Origin of the sequence: Tardiphaga sp. 768_D3_N2_1, assembly GCF_052076105.1 — a bacterium.
GTDB lineage: Bacteria > Pseudomonadota > Alphaproteobacteria > Rhizobiales > Xanthobacteraceae > Tardiphaga.
On sequence record NZ_CP197245.1, the window covers coordinates 191,322 to 217,238 of the forward strand.

General features: G+C 63.8%; 25 protein-coding genes. 14 read left to right on the forward strand and 11 right to left on the reverse strand.

All coding sequences use genetic code 11. The features are described from left to right. Positions 1 to 46 precede the first annotated feature (46 nt). Together AB8A27_RS00945 and AB8A27_RS00950 are read left to right on the forward strand one after the other, a co-directional pair. Complete coding sequence (locus AB8A27_RS00945) at positions 47 to 1,516, forward strand: EAL domain-containing protein (protein ID WP_441240280.1); 1,470 nt, start codon at positions 47 to 49, stop codon at positions 1,514 to 1,516. Between the two features lie 15 nt (positions 1,517 to 1,531). Next, positions 1,532 to 2,386, forward strand: a complete 855-nt coding sequence (locus AB8A27_RS00950) for a TIGR01459 family HAD-type hydrolase (RefSeq protein WP_441240281.1) — start codon at positions 1,532 to 1,534, stop codon at positions 2,384 to 2,386. Between the two features lie 1,204 nt (positions 2,387 to 3,590). Here the strand turns inward: AB8A27_RS00950 and AB8A27_RS00955 are convergent. Next, complete coding sequence (locus AB8A27_RS00955; RefSeq protein WP_441240282.1) at positions 3,591 to 3,986, reverse strand: response regulator; 396 nt, start codon at positions 3,984 to 3,986, stop codon at positions 3,591 to 3,593. A 260-nt stretch (positions 3,987 to 4,246) separates the two neighbouring features. Between AB8A27_RS00955 and AB8A27_RS00960 the strand changes: the two genes are divergently transcribed. From AB8A27_RS00960 to AB8A27_RS00995, 8 genes are all read left to right on the forward strand, one after another. Then, positions 4,247 to 5,218, forward strand: coding sequence for a bifunctional riboflavin kinase/FAD synthetase (locus tag AB8A27_RS00960; RefSeq protein ID WP_441240283.1), 972 nt, complete (start codon positions 4,247 to 4,249; stop codon positions 5,216 to 5,218). A 20-nt stretch (positions 5,219 to 5,238) separates the two neighbouring features. Next, positions 5,239 to 5,775, forward strand: a complete 537-nt coding sequence (locus AB8A27_RS00965; protein ID WP_441240284.1) for a sugar O-acetyltransferase — start codon at positions 5,239 to 5,241, stop codon at positions 5,773 to 5,775. Between the two features lie 299 nt (positions 5,776 to 6,074). Then, entirely contained in the window at positions 6,075 to 9,071 is a 2,997-nt protein-coding gene (ileS, locus tag AB8A27_RS00970) for an isoleucine--tRNA ligase (protein WP_441240285.1), read from the forward strand. Continuing rightward, positions 9,068 to 9,565 carry a signal peptidase II gene (gene lspA / locus AB8A27_RS00975; RefSeq protein ID WP_092139061.1) on the forward strand — a complete coding sequence of 166 codons (498 nt, stop codon included), beginning with the start codon at positions 9,068 to 9,070 and terminating at the stop codon, positions 9,563 to 9,565. Before ileS ends, lspA begins: the two co-directional genes overlap by 4 nt. A 98-nt stretch (positions 9,566 to 9,663) precedes the next feature. Continuing rightward, a complete protein-coding gene (locus AB8A27_RS00980) occupies positions 9,664 to 10,377 on the forward strand; it encodes a hypothetical protein (RefSeq protein WP_441240286.1) in 714 nt (237 codons plus the stop codon). 129 nt (positions 10,378 to 10,506) lie between these two features. Then, positions 10,507 to 11,904, forward strand: coding sequence for a M16 family metallopeptidase (locus AB8A27_RS00985; protein WP_441240287.1), 1,398 nt, complete (start codon positions 10,507 to 10,509; stop codon positions 11,902 to 11,904). Positions 11,905 to 11,933: 29 nt separating this feature from the next. Continuing rightward, positions 11,934 to 13,268, forward strand: a complete 1,335-nt coding sequence (locus AB8A27_RS00990) for a M16 family metallopeptidase (RefSeq protein WP_441244792.1) — start codon at positions 11,934 to 11,936, stop codon at positions 13,266 to 13,268. Between the two features lie 22 nt (positions 13,269 to 13,290). Further along, a complete protein-coding gene (locus tag AB8A27_RS00995) occupies positions 13,291 to 14,193 on the forward strand; it encodes a ketopantoate reductase family protein (RefSeq protein ID WP_441240288.1) in 903 nt (300 codons plus the stop codon). Here AB8A27_RS00995 and AB8A27_RS01000 read toward each other — a convergent pair. Further along, positions 14,190 to 14,873 carry an ROK family protein gene (locus AB8A27_RS01000; protein ID WP_441240289.1) on the reverse strand — a complete coding sequence of 228 codons (684 nt, stop codon included), beginning with the start codon at positions 14,871 to 14,873 and terminating at the stop codon, positions 14,190 to 14,192. The two genes, AB8A27_RS00995 and AB8A27_RS01000, sit on opposite strands and share 4 nt — an antisense overlap. Positions 14,874 to 15,027: 154 nt before the next feature. On the opposite strand from AB8A27_RS01000, the gene arfB reads away from it, so the two are divergent. The 3 genes from arfB (at position 15,028) to mutL (ending at position 17,817) form a co-directional block, all read left to right on the forward strand. Next, positions 15,028 to 15,444, forward strand: coding sequence for an alternative ribosome rescue aminoacyl-tRNA hydrolase ArfB (arfB, locus tag AB8A27_RS01005; RefSeq protein WP_441244793.1), 417 nt, complete (start codon positions 15,028 to 15,030; stop codon positions 15,442 to 15,444). A gap of 48 nt (positions 15,445 to 15,492) precedes the next feature. Continuing rightward, positions 15,493 to 15,888, forward strand: coding sequence for a VOC family protein (locus AB8A27_RS01010; RefSeq protein ID WP_441240290.1), 396 nt, complete (start codon positions 15,493 to 15,495; stop codon positions 15,886 to 15,888). A 108-nt stretch (positions 15,889 to 15,996) separates the two neighbouring features. Next, positions 15,997 to 17,817, forward strand: a complete 1,821-nt coding sequence (gene mutL, locus AB8A27_RS01015) for a DNA mismatch repair endonuclease MutL (RefSeq protein ID WP_441240291.1) — start codon at positions 15,997 to 15,999, stop codon at positions 17,815 to 17,817. Between the two features lie 6 nt (positions 17,818 to 17,823). Here the strand turns inward: mutL and AB8A27_RS01020 are convergent, their stop codons facing one another. From AB8A27_RS01020 to AB8A27_RS01030, 3 genes are all read right to left on the reverse strand, one after another. After that, a complete protein-coding gene (locus AB8A27_RS01020; RefSeq protein WP_089261869.1) occupies positions 17,824 to 18,213 on the reverse strand; it encodes a VOC family protein in 390 nt (129 codons plus the stop codon). A gap of 114 nt (positions 18,214 to 18,327) precedes the next feature. Beyond that, a complete protein-coding gene (gene rsmD / locus AB8A27_RS01025; protein ID WP_441240292.1) occupies positions 18,328 to 18,882 on the reverse strand; it encodes a 16S rRNA (guanine(966)-N(2))-methyltransferase RsmD in 555 nt (184 codons plus the stop codon). Positions 18,883 to 18,885: 3 nt separating this feature from the next. Next, entirely contained in the window at positions 18,886 to 21,171 is a 2,286-nt protein-coding gene (locus AB8A27_RS01030; RefSeq protein ID WP_441240293.1) for a pseudouridine synthase, read from the reverse strand. A 159-nt stretch (positions 21,172 to 21,330) separates the two neighbouring features. On the opposite strand from AB8A27_RS01030, the gene AB8A27_RS01035 reads away from it, so the two are divergent. Next, on the forward strand, positions 21,331 to 21,777 hold the full coding sequence (locus tag AB8A27_RS01035) for a nucleoside deaminase (RefSeq protein WP_441240294.1): 447 nt from the start codon (positions 21,331 to 21,333) through the stop codon (positions 21,775 to 21,777). On the opposite strand, the gene AB8A27_RS01040 is transcribed toward AB8A27_RS01035, so the two are convergent. The 6 genes from AB8A27_RS01040 to AB8A27_RS01065 form a co-directional block, all read right to left on the reverse strand. Next, positions 21,748 to 22,002 carry a DUF6894 family protein gene (locus AB8A27_RS01040; protein ID WP_441240295.1) on the reverse strand — a complete coding sequence of 85 codons (255 nt, stop codon included), beginning with the start codon at positions 22,000 to 22,002 and terminating at the stop codon, positions 21,748 to 21,750. The genes AB8A27_RS01035 and AB8A27_RS01040 overlap by 30 nt on opposite strands. A 68-nt stretch (positions 22,003 to 22,070) precedes the next feature. After that, complete coding sequence (gene purD / locus AB8A27_RS01045) at positions 22,071 to 23,354, reverse strand: phosphoribosylamine--glycine ligase (protein ID WP_441240296.1); 1,284 nt, start codon at positions 23,352 to 23,354, stop codon at positions 22,071 to 22,073. 79 nt (positions 23,355 to 23,433) lie between these two features. After that, positions 23,434 to 23,961, reverse strand: a complete 528-nt coding sequence (locus AB8A27_RS01050; RefSeq protein ID WP_441240297.1) for a DUF6622 family protein — start codon at positions 23,959 to 23,961, stop codon at positions 23,434 to 23,436. A 35-nt stretch (positions 23,962 to 23,996) separates the two neighbouring features. Next, the gene (locus AB8A27_RS01055) at positions 23,997 to 24,299 is read right to left on the reverse strand and encodes a winged helix-turn-helix domain-containing protein (RefSeq protein ID WP_441240298.1); all 303 of its coding nucleotides are present in this window, start codon (positions 24,297 to 24,299) and stop codon (positions 23,997 to 23,999) included. Position 24,300: 1 nt separating this feature from the next. Further along, positions 24,301 to 24,852, reverse strand: coding sequence for a hypothetical protein (locus AB8A27_RS01060; protein WP_441240299.1), 552 nt, complete (start codon positions 24,850 to 24,852; stop codon positions 24,301 to 24,303). 4 nt (positions 24,853 to 24,856) lie between these two features. Continuing rightward, complete coding sequence (locus AB8A27_RS01065; protein ID WP_441240300.1) at positions 24,857 to 25,843, reverse strand: alpha/beta hydrolase; 987 nt, start codon at positions 25,841 to 25,843, stop codon at positions 24,857 to 24,859. Between the last annotated feature and the right edge of the window lie 74 nt (positions 25,844 to 25,917).

A 25,917-nucleotide genomic window follows, 5' to 3' on the forward strand; every position in this document is an offset into this window, starting at 1 on the left:
CCGCCGCGCTGTTCAGGAGTTTGGATGTGAGGATGTTGCGCGCGTTATGATCCGCATCTCCACGATTTTTGTCGGCATCTGCATGGTGCTTGTCTCGGCGTCGCTCGGCATGGTGCTCTATGCGATCGCCGGCGTCAGCGGCTATGAGTCGGCCATCGTCGCACTGACCGCGCTGACCGTGATGATCCTCTACAACGCGGTGTCGATGCGCATCAAAGACCGCGCCGAATCCACCGGCCAGATCAGCGATCTGTCGCGCGGCACCGCCGACCTCGCCCGGCAGGTCGCCGAATTCGGCCGCCGCCTCGCGGTGGTCGAGAGCAAGATCGCCTCCGCCGGCACCGCCAATCAGGACCGTATCCAGACCGTCGCCGGCGAGATCGGCGAATTGGGCGCGCTGGTGAAGCAACTCGCCACCTCGGTCGCCGCCCACGAGGACATGCTGACCGCGATGCCTGCGCCAGCGACTGCTCCTGCAGCGATCGCGCCGCCATCGCCGCCGGTCAAACCCGTGACCGCTGCCGACGTCGCCAGGGACACCGCGACACCGACGGCACCTGTGATCGTCGTGAGGCCGGAGCCTGTGCCTGCACGCGACGATGCGCAGCTCATCGTCATGGTGAAGAATGCCATTGTCGACAATCGTATCGACCTCTATCTGCAGCCGGTGGTCACACTGCCGCAGCGCAAGGTGCGCTTCTACGAGGCGATGACGCGGCTGCGCGACGACAAGGACCAGGTGATCGCCGCTGACGATTTCATCGGCCCCGCAGAAGCCGCGGGCCTGATGGGCCAGATCGATCACATCGTGCTGCTGCGCTGCATGCAGGTGCTGCGCCGCCTGATGGTGCGCAACAAGGATGTCGGCGTGTTCTGCAACATGGCTGGCGCGACCCTCTCGAATGCCGAGACCTTCGCGCAATGCATCGACTTCCTCGAAGCCAATCGTGCGCTGGCGCCGTCTTTCGTGCTGGAATTCAAGCAGAGCGTGCTGCGCAATCTCGGCCCGCTCGAAAGCGAGCACCTCGCCGCACTCGCGCAGCGCGGCTATCGCTTCTCGATCGATCACGTGACCGATTTGCGGATCGAGCCGCGCGAACTCGCCGATCGCGGCGTCCGCTATATCAAGGTACCGGCGTCGCTGTTGCTGGACCCCAAACACAGCTCGAATTCCGACATTCACCCCGCCGATCTCTCCGATCTGCTCGGCCGGTTCGGAATCGACCTGATCGCCGAGCGGATCGAGGGCGAACGGGCCGTGGTCGACCTGCTCGACTTCGACGTTCGGTTCGGGCAAGGCTTTCTGTTCGCGGCGCCACGTCCGCTCCGGCCGGAAGTTCCGGCCAATGGCGGTGCGCCAAATCCTGCTATCAAGGAACCCGCCAAAGAATCCGCCAAGGCAGCCACGGACCCCAATGGCCCGGTGAGATCTGCCCCAACCACGCCTCCGCGGCCTGAGCCGCCGCGCTCCACCGGCAATGCCGCGCTGGCGCGCCGCGCCACCGGCCCGAACTGAACGGCCTTCAATCCAATGACCACACTACGTTTCGCCGAGCGCTTGCGCGATCTCACCGGCAATGTCGACGTCGTCCTCAGCGACATCTGGGGCGTCGTCCATAACGGCCTCGAGTCGTTCCCCGAAGCCTGCGAGGCGCTGCATACGTTTCGCGCCCAAGGCGGCACGGTCATCCTGATCACCAACGCGCCGCGCCCGGCGGACTCCGTGCAGCGGCAGCTCCGCAAGCTGGGCGTCGCCGACGACGTCTATGATGCGATCGTGTCGTCCGGCGACCTCACGCGCAATTTCGTCGCCGGCAGGCCGGGTCAGGCGATGTATCTGATCGGGCCGGATCGCGACAGTTCGATCCATCGCGGCCTCGATGTGAAGCTCACCCAGCTCGAACAGGCCGACTACATCGTCTGCAGCGGATTGTTCGACGACGAGACCGAATCCGCCGACGACTATCGCGACATGATGGACCAGGCGCTGGCGCGCAAGCTGACGCTCGTCTGCGCCAATCCCGACATTATCGTCGAGCGCGGCGACCGCTTGATTTACTGCGCCGGCGCGGTCGCCGAACTCTATCGCGAGATGGGCGGCGAGGTGATCTTCTACGGCAAGCCGCATCGGCCGATCTACGATCAGGCGATGGCGCTGGCCAAGGCGAAGCGCGGCAAGGACACGGCGCTGGATCGCGTGTTGGCGATCGGCGATTCCGTGCGCACCGATCTCACCGGCGCGCATGGCTTTGGCATCGACCTGCTATTCGTCACCCGCGGCATCCATGCCGGCGACTTCGAAGGCATCGAACAGATGGGCGCCGCCGAAGTGAAGGAACTGTTCGGCCATCCACCGAAGGCGCTGATGCGTGAATTGAAGTGGTAGACTAAGCTTAGGATGGCGTAACGCTCTCGGTCGTCATGGCCGGACTTGTTCCGGCCATCCACGCCTTCCTTTGTCGCCAAGACGTGGATACGCGGGACAAACCCGCGCATGACGACTGAGTATGTCGTGACCACGGAGCGCCACGTCTCTCCTGATTCAGCCACGTCTCTCCTGATTCAACTGTCAAACAGCCACTGCGCCTCAGACATGCGTCATCACCCCTGTTGTTAGCGGCGCGGGGGCGCCGTCGTCTCTTGCATTCCCACCCTCCGGAAAGAGGGCGTGCGGAACGCCGGGTGCCCGTTGCACCCTTGGGCCTGATGCGATGCGGTCTTCCGCAAGGGTAATGTGCATCAGGACTTTCGGACGCGCCGAGCAAGTGCCCGACGTTCCGCCTGCGGTGTTTTTTCGACTTGCTTGCACTTTGCCTCAGCGAACGATCCGATCACCAAATTAAAGTCCCAAGGCGATGGGAAGGGAGCCTCAAGCACTTAGGCCGGACGCGTTTCGATTTGGTCGTCCGTCACACTGTCCAGGGCTCTTTCCATCTCAAGGTCGGCCGTCTCCTTGCCAGTGGCAGTGCTGGCGCAGATCCGTCCTGCCCGAAGACAGACGTCACCCGTGAACCGCGTAACGCCGCATCTCCGGCGTCCACCGCACCCTGCCCCGCGAACGTGACGATCGCGATCGCCCCTCTCAGTGGGGCAGGACGATGGGGAATATAATCATGTCAGGGATATTGTCAATCGCAAATAGGAAAAAATGTTTGGTCCGGACCTCTCCGCTGTCGTCCCCGCCTAGCACGCCGAAGGCGTGCGCGGGGCGGGGACCCATACACGCTGGAGAACTGGTGAAAGCGCCGTCCGTTGTAACTCTGCCGCTCTAACCACACTGACCGTGGCTATGGATCCCCGCCTGCGCGGGGATGACGCGGAGAGGGCAGCGCGACCCCACACTCGTCATTCCGGGGCGGCTGCGCACCTTCGCGCAGACGAACCCGGAATCTCAGCATGGGAGTCTCTAGTCAGCGCCAAACACTCCGGGATTCCCCGCCACTCCAAGTGGAGTGGCTGAGGTTCGCACTTCAGCGGCTGCGCCGCTTTCGTGCGCCCCGGAATGACGGTAGAGGCCGAAAACGCAAAATGCCCGGCGCAAGGCCGGGCATTACGAAACTCGGAAGCTCTGAAGAACGAAGCTGCGCGGCTTACGCCGGCACGGCGTCCGGGAACACCGCTTCGATCTTGGTCTTCAGCGTCGCCGCATTGAACGGCTTGACGATGTAGTTGTTCACGCCGGCCTTCTTGGCGGCAATCACGTTCTCGGTCTTGGATTCCGCCGTGATCATGATGAACGGGGTCTGCGACAGGTTGGGGTCGGCGCGGACTTCCTTGAGCAGGTCGTAGCCCGTCATCGGCTCCATGTTCCAGTCGGAAATCACCAGGCCGTATTTCTTGGTGCGCATCTTTTCCAGCGCCATCGAACCGTCGCTGGCATCGTCGATGTGCTCGAAACCCAGCTGCTTCAGAAGATTGCGAATGATGCGGATCATGGTGTTGTAATCGTCCACCACCAGCACCGTCATCGACAAATCAACCGCCATCTTCATTCCCCCCTGAGGCACGATACGCAAATGCAAAAAACGATATCTGCCGTCAGGCAAACCGTTCCAGCCGGGATTGGCTAGTGTGCTGTCCGCGGCCTGGAGCGAGAATTAGCAGGGTGGGTTAAATTTCCAGTTAACCGCCTCGTGGCGCGAAATTGGACAAATTCGAGCAAAAGGCCGATTTTACCTTCGCTTGACTTCGAGGCGGCGGGCGCGCCACGGTCCCCTACCCGCCAAAACCATCAACGAATCCAATCATGACGACTGCCTTCACCGTGATCCGCGACACAACGCCTGCGAATGCCATCCCGCGCGGATGCGTCGTGGCCATGGGTAATTTCGACGGCGTCCATCTCGGCCACCGCGCGGTCATCGGTGCTGCGCTACGCATGGCGGAATTGCATAAAACAAGCGCTCTGGCGGTGACCTTCGAGCCGCATCCGCGCAGTTTCTTTAGCCCGAACACGCCGCAGTTCCGGCTCTCCGACGAAGCCGCCAAGCTGCGCCTGCTGGCAGGAACCGGCCTCGCCGGCGCCGTCGTCATGACCTTCGACAAGGGACGCGCCAGCACCACGGCGCAAGATTTCATTCACCACGATCTCATCGAGCGCCTCGGCATCAGCGGCATCGCCGTCGGCTATGACTTTCATTTCGGCAAAGGCCGCGTCGGCTCTCCCAGCCTGCTGGCCAACGAAGCGCCGCGCCTCGGCATCGAAGTCGACATCCAGCCGCATGTCGATATCGATGAGCGGCCGGTGTCATCGACAGCCATCCGCATGGCCTTGGCCGAGGGCCAGGTGACCGAGGCCACGGAGATGCTGAACGGGCCGTGGTTCATCACTGGAGAGGTCATCCACGGCGCGAAACTCGGCCGCGACCTCGGCTATCCCACCGCCAACATCCGCCTGCATCCCAATTGCGGCCTCCGTCACGGCATCTACGCCGTTCGGGTTGGCCGCGGAAACGAGCGCTTCGACGGCGTTGCATCCTTTGGCCGCCGTCCCACTTTCGACAATGGCGCGCCTTTGCTCGAAGTCTTCCTGTTCGACTTCAAGGGCGATCTCTACGGCCAGACACTGGACGTCGCCTTCATTGCCTTCATCCGCGATGAAATGAAATTCGAGGGCATCGAACCGCTGATCCGCCAGATGGACGACGATAGCGCCAAGGCGCGGGCCGCGCTGGCGGCTGCACCGGATGCGTTTCCGAAGCTGGGAGACATCGACTGACCAGGACCGAAAAGCAGAAGATGCTCGCTGGCGAACTCTACCGCCCCGGCAGCCCTGAGCTTGTCGCCGACGAGAAGGCCAACAAGGCCTGGCTCGCGAAATACAATGCGCAGCTCGACCGGCCCGTGGCCGAACGGCGCGAACTACTCGCCGCTCATTTCGGAGCTGTCGGCCAGGATTGCGTGATCCGGCCGCCGTTCTTCTGCGACTACGGCTACAACATCCATCTCGGCGACAACGTCTTCCTGAATTTCAATTGCGTGATTCTCGACATCGTCGCGGTCACCATCGGTGACCGGACGCAAATCGGCCCGGCCGTGCAGATCTACGCTGCCGACCATCCGCGGGACGCCGAGACCCGCCGCAACGGACTGGAATTCGGCCGGCCAGTCAAAATCGGCGCCGATGTCTGGATCGGTGGCGGCGCCATCATCGTGCCGGGCGTCACCATTGGTGACGGCGCCGTGATCGGGGCTGGCAGCGTGGTGACCCGGGACGTCGCCCCGAACCAGACCGTGGCAGGCAATCCGGCCCGGATGATGCGGCCGAAGGGCTAAAACGGACGAAATTCAGGTTCAAACCCCTAGGGCGTCATTGCGAGGAGCCTCTTGGCGACGAAGCAATCCAGTTCTTGCTTGTGGCTTTCTGGATTGCTTCGCTTCGCTCGCAATGACGCGGATGGGCTTTGCGATCGTCTCCCCGGCTGCTATTGAGTGCCGGATGTCTGCACGGCGCCCCATCATAAGCATTATCGGCCCGGCTTCCGCCTGAGCTTTGCTCGGCGCAAGACCGGGACCGTCCAGTTTTCATCGCGTTTTCACGCGTTTCAGCGCCATTCGAGCAAGCCAGAGCCATTATGTCCGACAAGCCCGCCAAATCCGATACGCACGACTATTCCAAGACCCTCTACCTGCCGCAGACCGAATTTCCGATGCGCGCAGGCCTGCCGACCAGCGAGCCGAAAATGCTGGCGCGGTGGAACGAGATCGACCTCTACGGCAAGCTCCGCGAAACCGCGAAAGGCAAGCCGAAATTCGTGCTGCATGACGGCCCGCCCTATGCCAACGGCCAGATCCATATCGGGCATGCGCTGAACAAGATCCTCAAGGACGTCGTGACCAAGAGCCAGCAGATGCTGGGCTTCGACAGCAACTACGTGCCGGGCTGGGACTGCCACGGCCTGCCGATCGAGTGGAAGATCGAGGAAGAGAACTACCGCTCCAAGGGCAGGGTGAAGCCGAACTTCAAGGACGGCGCGGCGATGATCGCGTTCCGCCAGGAATGCCGCGCCTATGCCAGCAAGTGGCTCGACATCCAGCGCGAGGAATTCAAGCGCCTCGGCATCATCGGCGACTGGGCCGGCCGCTATGCCACCATGGACTTCTTCGCCGAAGCGCAGATCGCGCGCGAGCTGATGAAGTTCGCCGCCAATGGCACGCTGTATCGCGGATCGAAGCCGGTGATGTGGAGCGTGGTCGAGAAGACCGCGCTGGCCGAAGCCGAAGTCGAATATGAGGACTACACGTCGGATGCGGTGTGGGTGAAATTCCCGGTCGCCGCCGAATTCGGCCGTCTCGCCAAGGCCGCTGTGGTGATCTGGACCACCACGCCCTGGACGCTGCCGGCCAACCGCGCCATCTCGTTCTCCAGCAAGATCGCTTACGGCCTCTATGAGGTCACCGAAGCGCCCGAGGACAACTGGCTGAAGACCGGCGACCTGCTGATCCTCGCCGACGCGCTGGCCGAAAGCGTGTTCAAGCAGGCGCGCGTGACGTCATGGAAAAAGAGCAGCGAGTTGTCGTCCGACATCCTCGAGGATCTCGAGTGCCGTCATCCGCTCAAGGGTCTCGGCGGCGGCTATGACTTCATCGTGCCGCTGCTCAATGGCGATCACGTCACCGACGATGCCGGCACCGGCTTCGTGCATACCGCGCCGAGCCATGGCCGGGACGACTTCGACATCTGGATGTCGAATGGCCGCCAGCTCACCGAGCGCGGCATCGCCACCACGATCCCCTACACCGTCGACGAGAACGGCGCGCTGACCGAACAGGCGCCGGGCTTCACCGGCAAGCGCGTGATCAACGACAAGGGCGAGAAGGGCGACGCCAACGAGGCCGTGATCAAGGAACTGGTCGAGCGCGGCATGCTGGTGGCGCGCGCGCGCCTGAAGCATCAGTATCCGCATTCCTGGCGCTCCAAGAAGCCGGTCATCTATCGCAACACGCCGCAATGGTTCATCGCGATGGACAAGGACATCACGGACGATGGCACCGCGAAGTCCGGCGATACGCTGCGTCATCGTGCGCTCGAAGCCATCAAGGTCACCCAATGGGTGCCGGCGATGGGCCAGAACCGCATCACCGGCATGATCGCCGGCCGCCCGGACTGGGTGATCTCGCGTCAGCGCGCCTGGGGCGTGCCGATCGCCGTGTTCGTGCGCGAAACGGGCGACGGCTCCGCCGAGATCCTGCAGGACGAGGCCGTCAACGCCCGCATCGCCGATGCCTTCGAAAAGGAAGGCGCCGATGCCTGGTATGCCGAAGGCGCGCGCGAGCGTTTCCTCGGCTCGCTCTCCAACGAAGAGTGGAAGAAGGTCGACGATATCTGCGACGTCTGGTTCGACTCGGGCTCGACACATGCCTTCGTCCTCGAAGACCCCGTGCACTTCCCGGGCTTCAAGGGCATCAAGCGCAAGGTCGATGGCGGCCAGGATACCGTGATGTATCTCGAAGGCTCCGATCAGCATCGCGGCTGGTTCCACTCGTCGCTGCTGGAAAGCTGCGGCACGCGCGGCCGCGCGCCCTTCGATGTCGTGCTGACCCATGGTTTCACGCTCGACGAGAACGGCCGCAAGATGTCGAAATCGATCGGCAACACCATCGAGCCGCAGAAGGTGATCAAGGATTCCGGCGCCGACATCCTGCGCCTGTGGGTCTGCGCCACCGATTATGCCGACGACCAGCGCATCGGCCCGGAGATCATCAAGAACACCATCGAGACCTATCGCAAGCTGCGCAACAGCGTACGCTGGATGCTTGGCAGCCTCGCGCATTTCCGCGACGAGGAGCGCGTCAGGGCAGACGACATGCCGGAGCTCGAGCGGCTGATGCTGCATCGTCTCTCGGAAGTCGATGCGGTGGTGCGGCAGGCCTATGTCGATTTCGACTACAAGACAGTGGTGGCTACACTCGCCGCCTTCATGAACACCGAACTGTCGGCCTTCTACTTCGACATCCGCAAGGACACGCTGTATTGCGACGCGCCGTCGTCATTGGCACGCAAGGCGTCGCTGACCGTGATCGATTACCTGTTCCGCGCGATCGTGACCTGGTTCGCACCCATTCTGAGCTTCACTGCCGAGGAGGCGTGGCTGTCGCGCTATGGCAGCGCGGCCGTGTCGGTGCATCTCGAACCGTTCCAGAAGACGATGCCGGCATGGCGCAACGAGGCGCTCGCGGCGAAGTGGGAGACCATCCGCAATGTGCGCCGCGTGGTCACCGGCGCGCTGGAAGTCGAGCGTGCTGCGAAGAACATCGGCTCGTCGCTGGAAGCCTCGCCGGTGATCTATGTTGCTGACCGGGCGCTGATCGCCACGTTGTTCGATGTCGATCTCGCCGAAGTGTGCATCACGTCGAGCTACGAAGTGCGTGAAGGCGAGGCGCCGGCCAATGCGTTCAAGCTTCACGACGTGCCGGGCGTCGCCGTGGTGGTCGAAAAGGCTGTGGGTACCAAATGCGCCCGCTCCTGGAAGATCCTGCCGACCGTGGGTGAGGACAAGGACTATCCCGACGTCACCCCGCGCGATGCGCAGGCGCTGCGGGAGTGGAAGGCGCTGGGAGTGGCTGTTTGAAACCAGCCGTCCGCTCCGGGCTGATCGCAGCCATCGTCGTCCTGATCCTCGATCAGGCGACGAAGCTGTGGCTGCTCTATGGCTTCGATCTCGGCCATCGCGGCCTGGTCAGGATCACGCCGTTCTTCGATCTCGTTCTGGCCTGGAATACCGGCATCAGCTACGGCTGGTTCTCCGATTCCGGCCCGACCGGTCAGGTCCTGCTAGTGGCCATCAAGGCGATCGCGGTGGTGGCGCTGGCGGTCTGGATGGCGAAATCGGAGACCCGGCTGGCCACGATCGGGCTGGGCCTGATCATCGGGGGCGCGATCGGCAATGCCATCGACCGATTCGCCTATGGCGCCGTGGTCGATTTCGCCCTGCTGCACGTCGAAATCGCCGGCAAGACCTACAACTGGTACGTGTTTAACCTTGCTGATGTCGCTATTGTTGCCGGTGTAGCGGCCCTGCTGTATGACTCTTTCTTCACGGTACCCGCCGCAAAAGCGCCCTGATCCCAGCCGATACGCAAGGCAAGGGCGATACCAGCGGAACCGCACCAGGATTCTCGGATTCTTGCCGATCCGCCAGATATTTGAACAGGATGAACACGATGCGCGAGACCGAAACCGGTTGGGCTCTGCACACTTCATCGGGCGCCTGGACGCGCGCCCTGCGCCTTACCGCCGTTGCCCTTAGCGTTGGCCTCGTGATGTCGGCAGGCGCCGCACGCGCGCAGGATGCCGATGAAGAGGACATGACCTTCGAACAGAAGGCCATCAAGCAGATCATGACCGGTCTCGGCGGCACCAACATGGAAAACACCGGCATCGACTACCGCGAGCGTTCGCCGCTGGTGGTCCCGCCGCGAATCGACCTGCCACCGCCGGCCGCCGCCGGTGCCGCGCCGGTCGCAAACTGGCCGAAGGATCCGGACGTGCAGCAGCGCCGCGCAGCTGCCGCTGCCGCGAAGACCGGACGCCCCGAAGAAGTGCTGGAAGCCGCGCGGCCACTGACCCCGCGCGAGATGGCGCCGAAGCGCGCACGTGGCGCGTCGTCTGCCGTGGACAATTCCTCGCCGGGCGACCCGAACAAGAACATCGTGCTGAGCCCGAAACAGCTCGGCTATGAAGGCGGCCTGTTCAAGAACATGTTCGGCGGCAACAAGGGTGAGACCGCCGAGTTCAAGGGCGAGCCCACGCGTGAGTCGCTGACCCAGCCGCCTGCCGGTTACCAGACGCCTGCCGCAGGCTATGCCTATGGCACCGGGCCGAAGGAAACCATGAAGAACGATTACAACATCAACCCGATGACGGGTAAGTTCTGATCGCGGCGCTGGCGTTGCGCCGCCATTTCAAAGACGTCCTTTCACTGCGATCAGCCTGCACGCGCGGATGTGTCCCGCGCGATTGCCTGGTCACGCCTTTCCCCATGCTTTGGAGCTGTTAGCCCCGCCATGACCTCATCATTCCGACTTGCCGCACGATCCGTCGCAGTCGTCGCTTTACTGCTGGCTCCCACCTTTGCGATATCGGGCGCCCGCGCGCAGACGGTAACAGCAAAGCCGCCAACCACGTTCAAGCTCAACAACGGCATGCAGGTCGTGGTGATCGAGGATCACCGCACGCCCGTGGTCACGCAGATGATCTGGTACAAGGTCGGGTCCGCCGACGAGACGCCCGGCAAATCGGGCCTCGCGCATTTCCTCGAACATCTGATGTTCAAGGGCACCGCAAAACATCCGGTCGGTGAATTCTCGCAGACCGTGCAGCGCGTCGGCGGCGAGGAGAACGCTTTCACCTCGACCGACTATACCGGCTACTACCAGCGCATCAGCAAGGACCAGCTCGGCAAGATGATGGAGTTCGAGGCCGATCGCATGACCGGTCTCGTGCTGAAGGACGAGAACGTGCTGCCCGAGCGCGACGTCGTGCTGGAAGAATACAATATGCGCGTCGCCAACAGCCCCGATGCAAGGCTGTCCGAGCAGATCATGGCCGCGCTCTATCTCAACCATCCCTATGGCCGCCCGATCATCGGCTGGCATCAGGAGATCGAGAAGCTCGACCGCGAGGACGCACTCGCCTTCTACAAGCGCTTCTATGCTCCGAACAATGCGACGCTGATCATCGCGGGCGATGTCGACCCGCAGGAAATCCGCCCGATGGTGGAGCGTACCTATGGCGTGATCCCGGCGCAGCCGGCGATCCCCGAACGGCGCATGCGTCCACAGGAGCCGACGCCCGCTGCGCCGCGCACGGTGACGCTGGCCGATCCGCGCGTCGAACAGACAAGCCTGCGCCGCTATTATCAGGTGCCGTCGGCCACCACCGCTGCGGCCGGCGAGAGCCAGGCGCTCGATGTGCTCGGCCAGCTGATCGGCGGCGGCGCGAATTCATATCTCTACCGCGCTCTCGTCGTCGACAAGCAGCTCGCGGTCAATGCCGGTGCCAGCTACCAGGGCACTGCACTCGACAGCGCACAGTTCATGATTTCGGCCTCGCCGAAGCCGGGCGCCGAATTCGCCGATATCGAAAAGACCATCGACGCCGTGATCGCCGACCTCGCGACCAATCCGGTGCCGGCTGCCGACCTCGAACGCGTCAAGACGCAGCTCGTCGCCGAAGCCACCTATGCGCAGGACAGCCAGGCCTCGCTGGCGCGCTGGTACGGCGCGGCACTCACCACGGGGCTCAGCGTCGAGGACATCCGTAGCTGGCCTGACCGCATCAAGGCGGTTACCGCCGAACAGGTGCGCGCAGCCGCACAGACCTGGCTCGACAAGAAGCGTTCGGTCACCGGCTACCTGATCAAGGATACATCTGCGCCGAAGCGCGAGGAGAAGCGGTCGTGAGCATCATCTTCAACGCCGGCCGTCTCGGCATTGCCGTCGCCACCGCCTTCTCACTCGTCACCCTGACCGTGACGCCATCCTTCGCCGCAGCCAAGGTACAGCGGCTCGTGACGCCAGGCGGCATCGAAGCCTGGTTCGTGCAGGATGCGACCGTTCCCCTGATCGCGATGGAATATGCGTTCGGCGGCGGTGCGGCACAGGATCCGAAGGACAAATCCGGCACCGCCAACATGGTGGCCAGCCTGATGGACGAAGGTGCGGGAGATCTCGATTCCTCGGCCTTCCGCGATCGCATGGAACGCCGCGCCATCGAGCTCAACTTCAACGCCCAGCGCGATTACCTGCGTGGCTCGCTGCGCATGCTGAAAGAACATCGTGACGAGGCGTTCGACCTTGCCCGCCTCGCCTTGACGTCACCACGCTTCGACGCACCCGACGTCGAGCGCATCCGCGCGCAAATCATGTCCGGCCTGCGCCGCGAAACCTCGAACCCGAATTCGCTGGCGACGCGCAAGTTTCTGCAGATGGCATTCGGCGACCATCCCTATAGCCGGCCATCCAATGGCAGCCTGACCGATGTGCCGACCATCAATGTCGATGACATCAAGGCCTACAAGCAACGTATCGTCGCCAAGGACACGCTGAAGATTGCCGTGGTCGGCGATGTCGATCCCGACACGCTCGCGACATTGCTGGACAAGACCTTCGGCGGCCTGCCCGTCAAGGCCACGCTGACGCCGGTCGCGGAAGTCACTGCGGCCAAGCCGCCGCAGAAAGAATCCGTGACGCTCGACGTGCCGCAGACGGTCATCACCTTCGGCAGCCCCGGCGTCAAACGCGACGACCCGAACTTCATGGCTGCCTATATCGTCAATCACATTCTCGGCGGCGGCACGCTGTCATCGCGGCTGTATCACGAAGTGCGCGAGAAGCGCGGCCTGGTCTATTCCGTCAGTGGCTCGCTGCTGTGGATGCAGCATTCCGGCATCTATATCGGCAGCACCGCAACCCGCGCCGACCGCGCCACCGAGACGGTCGATACCGTGACCAGCGAAGTGAAACGCATGGCCGAGCAGGGTCCGACCCAGCGCGAGCTGGATGAGGCGAAGTCCTATCTCAAGGGGTCGCAGATGCTGGCGCTCGACACCTCGTCGAAACTGGCCGGCGCGCTGCTGCAATACCAGCTCGACAAACTGCCGATCGATTACATCGAGAAGCGCAATGCCATCGTCGATGCCGTGACGCTGGACCAGGCCAAGGCGGCAGCGAAGAAGCTGTGGGCGGACGGGCTGCTGACCGTGGTCGTCGGCCGCGCGCCGCAGGCGGCCGCAGCGCCGGTGGCCCCGGCGCCGAGGGCGAACTGAGGCCACATCTCCGGGGGGTACGATGCAGATTGCGGTGATCGGGGCCGGCGCAGTCGGCTGCTACTATGGCGCCAAGCTGCTGCGCGCCGGCCATGACGTGACATTGGTCGGACGCCAGACCCATGTCGATGCGATCAATGCAAACGGCCTACGGTTCGAGAGCGCCGAGTTCAACGGTTTCATTCCGGCGAAGGCGGTGACGCAGATCGCCGATCTCGCACCGCCGGACCTCGTTCTGTTCGCCGTGAAGTCTGGCGATACCGACGGTTCGGCAACAGCACTGAAGCCTGTGCTCAAGCCCAACTCCATCGTGCTGAGCCTGCAGAACGGCGTCGACAATCCCCAGCGCCTGCGCGCCATTCTCAGCCAGCCGGTGATCGCAGCAGCGGTCTATGTCGCCTCCGAGATGCCGGGTGCCGGTCATGTGAAGCACAATGGCCGCGGCGAACTGATCATCGGCGCGTCGCCCGAGAGCGAAAGGCTGGCGAAGCTGCTGTGCGACGCCGGCGTGCCGACCACCGTCGCCGACAATATCGATGCCGTACAGTGGTCCAAGCTCATCAACAACTGCGCCTATAACGCGCTCTCGGCGGTGGCCGGGATCGCCTATGGCGAGATGTTCAAGGTCCAGGGCGTGCCTGACATCGTGACCAATGCCGTGACCGAGTGCCTGGCGGTGGCGCGCGCCTGCGGCGTGGCGCTGCCGGACGATTTGCTCGACAAGACGCTTGGCCTCGCCGCCACCATGCCGCACCAGCAATCCTCGACCTCACAGGACCTCGGCCGTGGCAAACCGTCGGAGATCGACTTCCTCAACGGCTTCATTGTCCGCAAGGGCGCAGAACACGGCATCCCGACGCCAACCAACCATGCCTTGCAGGTCATGGTGAAGCTGGTCGAACGCAGTGGATCGCGCCGCGCCTAGCGGCGCTTCACCGGCTTCGCTGGATCCCAGAGCCGGAAGCCGCCTTTGAACGCATTCGCGTTGTCGCCGCGTCGGGTCTTGCGCGGGAGTTTGTCGAGCATCTCCACATTGCCACCGCCGAGCACCGTATAATCGGGCTCAAGCGCTGCCGTGAGATCGGCAATAACCTCGGCCACGCGGTCGCGCCACTTCTTCTTGCCCAATCGCTTGAGGCCGGCGGCGCCGACATAATCCTCGAATGTCTTGTTGCGATACGGCAGGTGGCCCAGCTCCATCGGCTCCAACACGCCATCGATGATCATGGCCCCACCGAGCCCGGTGCCGAGGCCGAGAAACAGCATGCGCCCGCCATCGTAGCTGCCGACGGCCTGCATCATGGCGTCGTTTACGAGTTTGATGGGCTTACGGAATGCCCGCTCGAAATCGAACCCTTTCCAGCCCGCACCGAGATTATGTGGCTCCTTGAGCGGACGATTGCCGGCCACCGGACCGGGATAGCCGGCAGAGACGACGTCATAGCGCCAGTCTTTGGTCAGTGCCTTGACCTTGCGCACCATTTCCTTCGCGGACAGGTCCGGACCGGATTCGAATTCGCGTTTGATCCCTTCACGGCTGGTCATCACCTTCACATGGGTACCGCCGATATCGATGGTGAGAATATTGCGGGGGGTCTTGGTCATGAGACGTCCGGATTGACTGATGGTGCAACGATAAGCCTCGGCAGGGCGCCAGTTCCAGCATTGCCGCCATGTCCCGGGCATATCTTTGCGATCTGCGATCAAGCGCACGGGGCACCGAGCAAAACGCGGTATCCTGTGCTACGGAGACAGAATGCTGCTCCGGATCACCCGCTCCATCGCCATCGAGGAAGACGATATCGAGATCGTCTATGTGCGCGCGTCCGGCCCGGGAGGACAGAACGTCAACAAGGTCTCGACCGCCGCGCAATTGCGCTTCGACAGCAAGAGACTGACGATCCCCGAAGACATGGAAATCCGGCTGCGCACCCTCGCCGGCCAGCGCATGACCAAGGATGGCGTGATCGTGATCCACGCCCAGCGCTTCCGCACCCAGGAGCGCAACAAGGCCGACGCCATCGAGCGGCTGGTGGAGCTGGTGAAGGAAGCCGCCTATCGCGAGCCCCCGCGGCGGCCGACCAAACCGACGCTCGGCTCGAAGATGCGCCGCCTCGACGGCAAGAAGCGCCGCAGCGACGTCAAGGCGGGCCGCAGCGGTCGCTTCGATCACTGAGCGGCGCCTCCGCACAACAAGCCAGACCCCTCTTCAAGGAATTTCCCGATGGCCAAACCCGTTCACTCCATGATCCGCGTGCTGGACGAGGCGCGCGCGCTGGATTTCTACAAGCGCGCTTTTGGCCTCGAGATCGCCGAGCGCATCGCATTTTCTGATTTTGCGCTGATCTATCTGCGCCACCCCTCCTCGCCCTTCGAGCTCGAACTGACGGTGAATTTCGACCGCAAGGAGCCCTATGTGCTGGGTGACGGTTACGGCCATCTCGCTGTCGTGGTGGACGACGTCGCTGCCGAACATGCCCGCTTCGAGGGCGAGAAGCTCGCGCCCGGGCCGCTGCGCGATTTCAAGCATGAGGGCCGCACGCTGGCGCAGTTCTTCTTCGCCACCGACCCCGATGGCTACAAGATCGAGGTGATCCAGAAGGGTGGCCGATTCGCTTAAAGGCCGGGGGAAACTGGGGCTGAGGCGGGGACATCAGGCGCCCGGGGCCATAGAATGGCGTTTCCGGTTCCCTACATAACCCCGACCCGTCACCGCGCCCCGAGATCCATGCCCGTTCGCCAGTTGCCAGAAACCATCGTCAACCGCATCGCCGCCGGCGAGGTGGTGGAGCGGCCGGCCAGCGTGGTGAAGGAGCTGGTGGAGAACGCCATCGATGCCGGCGCCTCCAGGGTCGAGATCTTCACCGATGGCGGCGGACGGCGAAAGATCGCCATCACCGACGACGGCGGCGGCATGACCCATGCCGACCTGCAACTGGCGGTGGATCGCCACGCCACCTCGAAGCTCGATGACGAAGACCTGCTGCAGATCCGCACCCTCGGTTTTCGCGGCGAGGCGCTGCCCTCGATCGGCTCGGTCGCGCGGCTGAGCATCACCACGCGACACGCCTCGGAGCCGCATGCCTGGTCGCGCACCGTCGATGGCGGCGAGAAGTCGCCGATCGCGCCGGCCGCGCTGTCGCAGGGCACCCGCGTCGAAGTCAGCGATCTGTTCTACGCGACGCCTGCCCGGCTGAAATTTCTCAAGACCGACCGCACCGAAGCCGAAGCGATCCGCGAAGTCGTGCGCCGCCTTGCGATGGCGCGCCCCGACATCGCTTTCACCATGGCCGGCGAGGAACGCGCGCCGGTGACATGGGCGGCTGCGCTGCCCGGTCCGGCCGGACAGTTGACGCGGCTCGGCGACATTCTCGGACCTGAGTTTCGTCTCAGCGCCATCGAAGTGCGCAGCGAACGCGAAGGTGTCGTGGTCGAAGGCTTTGCCGCAGCACCATCGCTGACCCGCGCCAATGCGCTTGGACAGTATCTGTTCGTCAATGGTCGTCCTGTCCGCGACAAGCTGATCATCGGTGCGGTGCGCGCAGCCTATTCCGATTATCTGCCGCGCGATCGCCATCCGATCGTCGCGCTGTTCGTCACGCTCGACCCAACGGAGGTCGATGCCAATGTGCATCCGGCCAAGACCGAAGTGCGTTTCCGCAATGCCGGGCTGGTGCGCGGATTGATCGTGCATGCGCTGAAGGAAGGTCTCGCGCGCGAGGGACGCCGCACCGCGGCCAATAGCGACGGCGCGGTGCTGGACTCGTTCCGCCCCAACTTCGCTCCGAATTTCGCGCCGCGCACGAATGCCAATTGGGACTGGAAGCGCTCGCCTGCCTTTCCGGTCAGCCCCATGCCGGCATTTAATGGATCGGCTGCGCTTGCCGAGCCCAGCCAGGCCACCTTCGATGTCGGCACGCCCACCGCCGATGTCCGCTTCGAGGAAGCGCCGCAAATCGACCTGATCGACCGCCCGCTCGGCGCGGCGCGGGCGCAGGTGCATGAGAACTACATCATCGCGCAAACCCGCGATGGCATGATCGTGGTCGATCAACATGCCGCACATGAGCGCATCGTCTATGAGCGGCTGAAGGCGTCGCTGGCCGCGAATGGCGTGCAGCGGCAGATCCTGCTGATCCCGGAAATCGTCGAAATGGACGAGGCCATCGTGGAGAAACTGTTCGACCGCGCCGAGGAGCTGGCGAGCTACGGCCTTGCCATCGACAGTTTCGGCCCCGGCGCCATTGCCGTGCGCGAGACGCCGTCGCTGCTCGGCAAGACCAATGCGGCGTCGCTGCTGCGCGATCTCGCCGAACATATGGCGGAATGGGACGAGGCGCTGCCGCTGGAGCGCCGCCTGCTGCATGTGGCGGCGACCATGGCTTGCCACGGCTCGGTCCGCTCAGGCCGCCGTCTGCGGCCCGAGGAAATGAACGCGCTGCTGCGCGAGATGGAAGACACGCCGAATTCCGGCCAGTGCAACCACGGCCGGCCGACTTATGTCGAGCTGAAGCTCAGCGATATCGAGAAGCTGTTCGGCAGACGCTGACGCGTCTCACGTATATTTCGGATCACGTTCCAGCAGTTCGATCGACACGCCCTGCGGTGCGCGGATGAAGCAGATGCGCAGGCCGGGCTTGAGCGTATGCGGCTCCTTGGTGAACTCCACGCCCTTGGCTTTCAGCGACGCCGCCACGGCGTCGATATCCTTCACCTTCAGGCCGAAATGGTCGAGACCCTGATAGGGCGTGACCGGCGGCGGATTGACACCCATCTCCGGCGTCACCGGTGCGAGGAAGATCATGCCGCCGCCGAGCCTGATATCGATGCGACCGGGCGCGCGCAGGATCTCGGCGCCAAGCATGTCGGCAAACCACTGCGCGGTCGCTTCGGTGTCCGGCGTACGGATATGGACGTGATCCCAAGTATATTCGATCGCAGACATCGGCATGGTCCTCATCTTGTAGGATGGGTAGAGCGCAGCGAAACCCATCATTTGCGGTGCTTGGGCTGATGGGTTTCGATCGGCGCTAACGCGCCTTCTCTCTACCCATCCTACTTACGTCGCGCGCAGAAACGTAAATTCGGTATCGTCATAGGCGCGGCGCTCGAGCTCTTCAAAGCCCTCGGGCGCAGCAAATTCCGCATTCTTCGCCTCTTCCACCACCAGCAGCGCACCCGGCGTCAGCCAGCCACCATCGCGCAGCGAGGCCAGCGCCTTTTCGGCGAGCTTCATGCGATAGGGCGGGTCGAGAAACACCAGCGAGAACGGCTCGACCGGATGGGCGGGGCCGAGATCACTGGCATCGCGGCGATACACTTTGGTCACGCCGCCAAGACCGAGCGCCTCGACATTGTTGCGGAGCAGTGCGCGCGCCTCGGAACCGTTGTCGACGAACAGCGTGAACTTCGCGCCGCGCGATACGGCCTCGATGCCAAGCGCGCCGGTGCCGGCAAACAGATCGAGCACGCGCGCGTCCTCGATCGGATTCTCGTAAGCGTGGATCAGGATGTTGAACAGCGACTCGCGCAGCCGATCCGCCGTGGGACGGATCGCCTGCGTCGTGGGCGATGCGATGTTGCGGCCCTTCAGCCGGCCACCGACGACACGCATGGCCTACTCGTCCCGCGGCTTCAGATCGCGCTTGCCGTGATAGCCGCGCTTCGGCTTCTTCGGCGGGCCGCCGAACAGGGCTTCGGCTTCGTTGCGGGCGCGCGACTCTTCCGAGCCAGACCGCTGCACCAGGACGCGACGGCCCTTGCGGTCTTCCACCGTCGAGCGCTTCAGCACCGGCTTCTTCACGACCACCGGATCGAGCGAGACGTCACCCTTGCTCGGCAGTTGCCGGCCGAAATCGGCGCCAGAGGCTTCGGCGATCTTCTCGCCGAGCTGCTCGCGCAGCACGCGGGTCTTCACCTCGTCGACCTCACCTTCCTCGATTTCGCCGAGTTGGAACGGACCGTAGGAGACGCGGATCAGGCGGTTCACTTCGAGGCCGAGATGCGCCAGCACGTTGCGCACTTCGCGGTTCTTGCCTTCGCGGATCGCAAAGACGATCCAGACATTGGCGCCCTTGTCGCGCTCCAGTGTCGCATCGATCGAACCGTATTTGACGCCATCGACCTCGACGCCGTTCTTAAGCTCGTTGAGCTGCGCCTGCGTGACTTCGCCATGGGCGCGGACGCGATAGCGCCGCAGCCAGCCAGTCTCCGGCAATTCGAGCGTGCGCGCGAGACCACCGTCATTGGTCAGCAGCAGCAGACCTTCGGTGTTGAAATCGAGCCGGCCGATGGAGATCAGGCGCGGCAGGCCTTCGGGCAGATGATCGAACACCGTCGGCCGCCCTTCGGGATCGGCATGGGTCGTCATCAGGCCACGCGGCTTGTGATACAGGAACAGGCGCGTGCGCTCCGGCGCCGGCAACGGCTTGCCATCGACGGTGACGACATCGTTGGTCGAGACATCGAGCGCGGGCGAATTGATCACGCGGCCATTCACCGCGACGCGGCCCTGCGTCACCCACTCCTCGGCATCGCGGCGCGAGCACAGGCCGGCACGCGCGACGACCTTGGCGACGCGCTCGCCGCCCGATTTCTTTGCGGCGGGCAGACGCGCCGGACGGCGCGCTTCGGGATCGCGTTCGCGATATTCGCCGCGGCCGCCGAAGGCAGGACGCTTCCTGAAGATCTTGCTGTCGTCTTCATTGTCACGGCGCGGACGCTCATCACCATCGCGGCGCTCGCTGCGTCCATGCTCCTGCCAGTCCATGCGGCCACGCGGCTCGCGCGGACGATCGAAGCTCGTACGGTCCTCGCGCGGACGCGAGAAACGCGGACGCTCGCTCTCGCTACGCTCGGGGCGATCATCGCGCGAACGCTCAAAGTGCGGCTTGTCGAATTTCGGCCGATCGAAATTGCGCGCGCCGTCGCGCGGCGGACGGGAATCGCGACCACCGCGATCGCCACGATCGCCATCCTCACGGTTCTGCCATGGCTTCCGCTCCCCGCGATCGGGGCGATCGAAATTGCGTTCGCCACGATCCGGACGATCGCCAAAGCTCTTGCGCGGGCCGCCGCGATCTGGCGCGCCGCGCGAGAATTTCTTGTCGCCGCCGAACTTCTTCTCGGCGCTGAACGGCCGGTCACTGCGCGGACGATCGCCATCGCGCGAGGGACGCGGACTGAACGGACGATCGCCCTGCGGCCGATCACTGCGATCCCCCCGCGGACGATCGTTGCGATCCGCCTGCGGGCGATCAAAGCGCGGACGCGGACGGTCACCATCGCCGCGAAAGCCTTCGCCGCGCGGCGTATAGGAGCGCTTCTCACCGCCTTCGCCACGCGACGCATAGGGCTTCTTGTCGCCAAACTTCTTGTCGGAGAAACGTCCGGCCGGGCGCGCGTCGCCGCGGTCACCCCGCGGGGCGCGGTCATCGCGGTTGAAATTCGGACGTTCGCCGCGCGGCGAATAGGGACGCTTCTCGCGGTCACCGAAATCCTTGCGCGGGCCACGGTCCGGGCGATCGCCGCCGCTGCGCGCCGGACGGTCATCCCTGTTGAAACGAGCCGGACGCGCATCGTCACGATCGCGACGCGGAGCATCGCCGTAGTCGCGGCGCGGCGCGCGGGTGTCGTCGCGCTTGCCGGCGTAAGGCTTTGCTCCAAAAGACTTGGCGCCGAACGACTTCTCGCCAAAGGACCGCTTCTCGCCGCCGCCGGCACGAGCCGGCCTCGAATCTGCAGATTTGGGTGTGTAGGTGCCGTCGCGCTTGGCGAATTTCTTTTCCGGTCCGCGCGCTGCGCCAGAACGGCCGCCCTTTGAAAAGCCTTTGCCGGCTCCGCCTTTGCCACCGGGTGGCCGGCCGCGCGAGGGGCCGTTGTTTTTGTTGTTGTCGCGGGGCATGAAGGGTCTCACTGCAGCGGAAGCTGAATTGGGTTGAGCGGTGCGGAACGGTTCGCGGGCCGAAAATGCGCGCTCATTGGGGCGCATTCTCACGCAAAACCAGTATCCACTTTTGCTGAATGCAACTCCGTAGCAGAGTTTTGCGCAGGAAACGAGCCGTTGACCGCACCTTCTTTCATGGATTTGGCGCTGAAAGCGGCCGAAAGCGCCGGAAATGCCGGCGAAGTGCCGATCGGCTGCGTCATCGTCGGGAATAACGAGGTGATCGCCACGGCCGGCAACCGCACCCTCCGGGACCGCGACCCGACCGCCCATGCCGAAGTCCTGGCCATCCGGGAAGCCGCTGCCAAGCTCGGCAGCGAGCGGCTGATCGACTGCGACCTGTATGTGACCCTGGAGCCCTGCACGATGTGCGCGGGGGCGATCTCATTCGCCCGGATCCGGCGGCTGTATTACGGGGCAGCCGATCCCAAGGGCGGCGGGGTCGATTCCGGGGTGCGCTTCTTTGCGTCGCCGACCTGCCACCATGTGCCGGAGGTCTATTCCTCGGTGGGGGAAACCCAGTCTGCAGCGCTGTTACGGGAGTTTTTTAAAGCGCGGCGTTGAGGCCTTGCTGGCCGTCACATCCACGGGAACGCGGGTCACTTCGTGCCCGTCTTCGTGGATGATGCAGATATGGCGCTCATGACTGTGATGGGACGCAGGGCGCATCCTGGCCTCATCGGCCATCGCATAAGCCCGCGCAATCGCCTCGGCATCGCTGCCGAACTCCAGACCAGCGTGATCGCGCTGTGTCGTGCCATTTTTGAGATCGAAATAGTAACGCGCCATGGGCACCTCACTGGCCCATCAACGCGCCACGCAACCTTCGGTTCCCCGAAGGGAACCCCGGATTACCACTACTTGCCTTTTCGCTCCCGCGCCACCGCCTGCCAGCCGATATCGCGGCGGCAGAAGCCTTCGGGCCAGTTGATCAGGCCGATCGCTTCATAGGCGCGACGCTGAGCCTCGCCGACGGTCTTGGCCGAGGCCGTCACGTTGAGAACGCGGCCGCCATTGGCGAGAATCCAGTCACCGGATGCCTTGGTCCCGGCATGAAACACCTCGACGCCTTCGATCTTCTCGGCCCGGTCGAGACCCGCGATCCGCGTGCCCTTCTCATAGTCGCCGGGATAGCCCTTGGCGGCCATGACCACGGTCAGCGCGGGATCCGGGAACCAGCGCAGATCAAAATGGTTGAGCTGCCCGTCGCAGGAGGCGATCAGCGCCGGGAGCAGATCCGACATCAGCCGGACCATCAGCACCTGGGTCTCGGGATCGCCGAAACGGGCATTGTATTCGATCAGCTTCGGACCTTCGTCGGTGATCATCAGGCCGGCGAACAGCACGCCTTTGTAGGGACAGCCCATCGCGCTCATGGCGCGCAGCGTCGGATAAATGATCTCGTTCATGGTGCGATCGCGGATCGCATCGGTAAACACAGGCGCCGGCGAATAGGCGCCCATGCCGCCGGTGTTCGGCCCCTTGTCGCCATCGAAGGCGCGTTTGTGATCCTGCGCCGCAACCAGCGGCAACGCATGCTCACCGTCGCACAGCACGAAGAACGAGGCTTCCTCGCCGGTCATGAATTCCTCGACCACGGCTTCCGCACCGGCTGCGCCGAAGCCGCCGCCCAGCATCATGTCGATAGCGTCTTCGGCTTCCTTCAGCGTCATCGCGACGACGACGCCCTTGCCGGCAGCAAGGCCATCGGCCTTGATCACGATCGGCGCGCCCTGCGCGCGGATATAGGCCTTGGCGGCATCCGCATCGCTGAAGCGCTCATAGGCCGCGGTCGGGATGTTGTTGGCCTTGCAGAGATCCTTGGTGAAACCCTTGGAGCCTTCGAGCCGGGCGGCGGCCTTGCTCGGCCCGAACGACTTGATACCGGCGGCAGCCAGATCGTCGACGATGCCGGCCGCCAGCGGCGCCTCGGGGCCGACCACGACGAAATCGACCTTGTTCTCCTTGCAGAACGCAATCACGGCGGCATGGTCCGCGACATCCAGCGCGACACATTCCGCCTCCTTGGCGATACCGGCATTGCCGGGTGCGCACCAGAGCTTGGTCAGCAGCGGAGAGGCGGCGAGCTTCCAGGCGAGCGCGTGCTCGCGGCCACCGGAACCAATGAGGAGAATGTTCATAACCAGCCAGACCAATTGCAATCAAACACGCCCACCGTTTAGCACGACGCGTCGACGCGGCAATCAGTGGTCTGAGTAATCAACCGGTCAGGTTGCTGCCCGCCACAACTGCGTCGGCGCGCGTTTCCTCGCGATAACGGCGGATCAAACCCACCGTCCAGCCAAGGAAATAGCCGGCGCACGCCCCCGACACCAATTGACCGATCAGCGGGACGGCTGCACTCGAACCCAGCTTCATCGCGGTCGCGACCGCCACCGCATATTGCAGCAGGAAGACCGACAGGTTGCGGATCAGCGGCAGCCAGCTCCCGGGACGCAGAATGGTGCCGTCCTGCCGATCGACCACCATCTCGCCGGGACCGATCAAGAGAGCGACAGCCGCCATCACGATGGCCGCTGCCAGCCATGCCCCGATCAGATGCACTTGGCCGCCGGCAAAGATCAGCCGCGACAGCCCCATCAGGAGAAACACCATCGGAACGATCAGCAAACGGCGCAGCGGCGTCTTGCGCGGCCGGAGCGACAGACTTCCGAGCCAGATCAGCAGCGCCAGCAACGCGAATACCCAGATCGGCGTGTTGGTCAGAATGCGCCACGCGATGTCCATGACAATCTCCCGAGCTTGACGTTACTTGCTTTGCTCTACTTGCCTTCCGCAGCCGCGATGATTTCACGCAAGGTGGCGACGTGCCGCGCGAAGGCGGCACGTCCGGTCGCGGTAGCCGTCACCGTCGTCTGCGGCTTCTTGCCGACAAAGGCCTTTTCGACGCTGACATAGCCGGCCTTCGCCAGTGTCTCGATATGCGCGCCGAGATTGCCATCGGTGGCGCCGGTCAGTTTCTTCAATCGCGGGAAATCCAGTCCCTGCGCCGGTTGCAGAACATTCAGCGCTGCCATGATCTTGAGCCGCAGTGGCTGATGGATGATGTCGTCGAGTTCCGCCATGTCAGCTGCGCCGCATCCAGAGGCCGCCCAGCAGCAGGCCGCCGCCATTGACCACCGCCATCCAGAGCGTGAACCACGGTCCGGCCAGGAAGTAACCGAGCAATGTCAGGGCGATCACGCTCAGGCCGATCACGACGAAGACGCGGCCGAACCAGAATCCTGTCATCACGTAAGGCAACATGAAGTAAGTCGTCCAGAACGCCGCGATCTGCCGGATCGTCATCGTTCCGAAGACCATGCTCCACAGACAGCCGAAGGCCACGAATGCGATGAATGCTGCCGTTGCGCGGGCATCGAAAGTGCTGACACCTTCGTGCTTCTTGTTGAGTGCCCCGATGATGATCGCGCAGATCACACCCGCGACGATGACGACCGACCAGATGACGGGAGCCGCAGCAGGCGCGAAGAACGAGAGCAGATAACCGATAAAGGTCGCAACGCCCCATAGAATGAGCATCGTGCTGGCGTGCCGGTAGAACACCGACTGCCGGACCACACGCGTCAGGCTGTCGATCTCCAGCAGTGTCGCGCTGGCTTCCTTGCTGTCGATCACGGTCTCACCTCGTTGCGATGTCGTCGGCGACGACGGCGACGGCGCCTGCCGTGCTGACGACGTCCATGTGATTGGCATTGTCGAGAACCCGCACGTCGATATTGGCCTTTGACTGCATCGCCTCGCGATATTTGTCCGCGAACATCAGCTCGTCATCGCGCCCGGCGATGACCGATATAGGCCCATTCGCCGGATCGAGATCCAGGCGATAGTCGCGATGCGTGCCGAAGTTCTGCAACAACCTGAACGAATATTCGGAGGTCAGAATGCGCGTCATGCCCGGTTGCACGGCAAAGGCAACCACCGGGAGCTGCGAACAGCATGTGACCCCGACCGACTGCAGCATGCTGAGCGCGATGATGCGCGGTACACTCGGACTGGCCCATCCGCCTGCGTTCTCGCGCGTGGATGGCGACTTCAGGCCGAGATAGGGTGACAGCAGCACGGTGCGCGTGAACAGCCCCTGATTGACGGACCCCGCCACGCGCAGCGCAAACCCGCCGCCCGACGAATGCCCAACAAGCGTCAGTGGCAGTGCCAGCCCCTGCCCGCGCAAATGGCCGACAAGATCTGCGAGATCATCGTCGAGCTGGCCGAGATAGGCGATATCGCCGCGGGTCCCCGATGCGCCGTGGCCACGCATGTCGGGCGCGATGCTGTCGACGCCCCGCGCGGCAAGCGCTTTCGCCAAAGCGTGCATCGCCATGCTCGATCCCGACGAGCCATGAATGAGCAGCGCGGCGCGGCCCACGGATGGCCCCGCTGGCGCGTAGCGCCGATAGGCCAGATTCGAACCGTCTCTGGCCTGGAAATACTGAAGGGGCGGCGTGCCGCTGCGATCTGCGCTGCGCGCCGTGTCTGCAATGGAGGCCAGCGCCTTGGGCCGGGACACCGGCACCGCAATCATGCCGGCCAGAACCAGGGTCACCAGGCCCGCTGCGGCGAGGAGCCAAACAATGCCACGAACCGTGAAGGTCAATATCCGCGCCATAATACCGTCACCCTCTGAGAACAGATAACTCTGTACAACAGAGTAATCTGCAATTCAATATCTGATTGGCGTTT

Coding starts and splice junctions, on each gene's coding strand:
- AB8A27_RS00945 (WP_441240280.1), top strand. CDS start 47: ATGATCCGCATCTCCACGATTTTTGTCGGCATCTGCATGGTGCTTGTC.
- AB8A27_RS00950 (WP_441240281.1), top strand. CDS start 1,532: ATGACCACACTACGTTTCGCCGAGCGCTTGCGCGATCTCACCGGCAAT.
- AB8A27_RS00955 (WP_441240282.1), bottom strand. CDS start 3,986: ATGGCGGTTGATTTGTCGATGACGGTGCTGGTGGTGGACGATTACAAC.
- AB8A27_RS00960 (WP_441240283.1), top strand. CDS start 4,247: ATGACGACTGCCTTCACCGTGATCCGCGACACAACGCCTGCGAATGCC.
- AB8A27_RS00965 (WP_441240284.1), top strand. CDS start 5,239: ATGCTCGCTGGCGAACTCTACCGCCCCGGCAGCCCTGAGCTTGTCGCC.
- ileS (WP_441240285.1), top strand. CDS start 6,075: ATGTCCGACAAGCCCGCCAAATCCGATACGCACGACTATTCCAAGACC.
- AB8A27_RS00980 (WP_441240286.1), top strand. CDS start 9,664: ATGCGCGAGACCGAAACCGGTTGGGCTCTGCACACTTCATCGGGCGCC.
- AB8A27_RS00985 (WP_441240287.1), top strand. CDS start 10,507: ATGACCTCATCATTCCGACTTGCCGCACGATCCGTCGCAGTCGTCGCT.
- AB8A27_RS00995 (WP_441240288.1), top strand. CDS start 13,291: ATGCAGATTGCGGTGATCGGGGCCGGCGCAGTCGGCTGCTACTATGGC.
- AB8A27_RS01000 (WP_441240289.1), bottom strand. CDS start 14,873: ATGACCAAGACCCCCCGCAATATTCTCACCATCGATATCGGCGGTACC.
- AB8A27_RS01010 (WP_441240290.1), top strand. CDS start 15,493: ATGGCCAAACCCGTTCACTCCATGATCCGCGTGCTGGACGAGGCGCGC.
- mutL (WP_441240291.1), top strand. CDS start 15,997: ATGCCCGTTCGCCAGTTGCCAGAAACCATCGTCAACCGCATCGCCGCC.
- AB8A27_RS01020 (WP_089261869.1), bottom strand. CDS start 18,213: ATGTCTGCGATCGAATATACTTGGGATCACGTCCATATCCGTACGCCG.
- rsmD (WP_441240292.1), bottom strand. CDS start 18,882: ATGCGTGTCGTCGGTGGCCGGCTGAAGGGCCGCAACATCGCATCGCCC.
- AB8A27_RS01030 (WP_441240293.1), bottom strand. CDS start 21,171: ATGCCCCGCGACAACAACAAAAACAACGGCCCCTCGCGCGGCCGGCCA.
- AB8A27_RS01040 (WP_441240295.1), bottom strand. CDS start 22,002: ATGGCGCGTTACTATTTCGATCTCAAAAATGGCACGACACAGCGCGAT.
- purD (WP_441240296.1), bottom strand. CDS start 23,354: ATGAACATTCTCCTCATTGGTTCCGGTGGCCGCGAGCACGCGCTCGCC.
- AB8A27_RS01050 (WP_441240297.1), bottom strand. CDS start 23,961: ATGGACATCGCGTGGCGCATTCTGACCAACACGCCGATCTGGGTATTC.
- AB8A27_RS01055 (WP_441240298.1), bottom strand. CDS start 24,299: ATGGCGGAACTCGACGACATCATCCATCAGCCACTGCGGCTCAAGATC.
- AB8A27_RS01065 (WP_441240300.1), bottom strand. CDS start 25,843: ATGGCGCGGATATTGACCTTCACGGTTCGTGGCATTGTTTGGCTCCTC.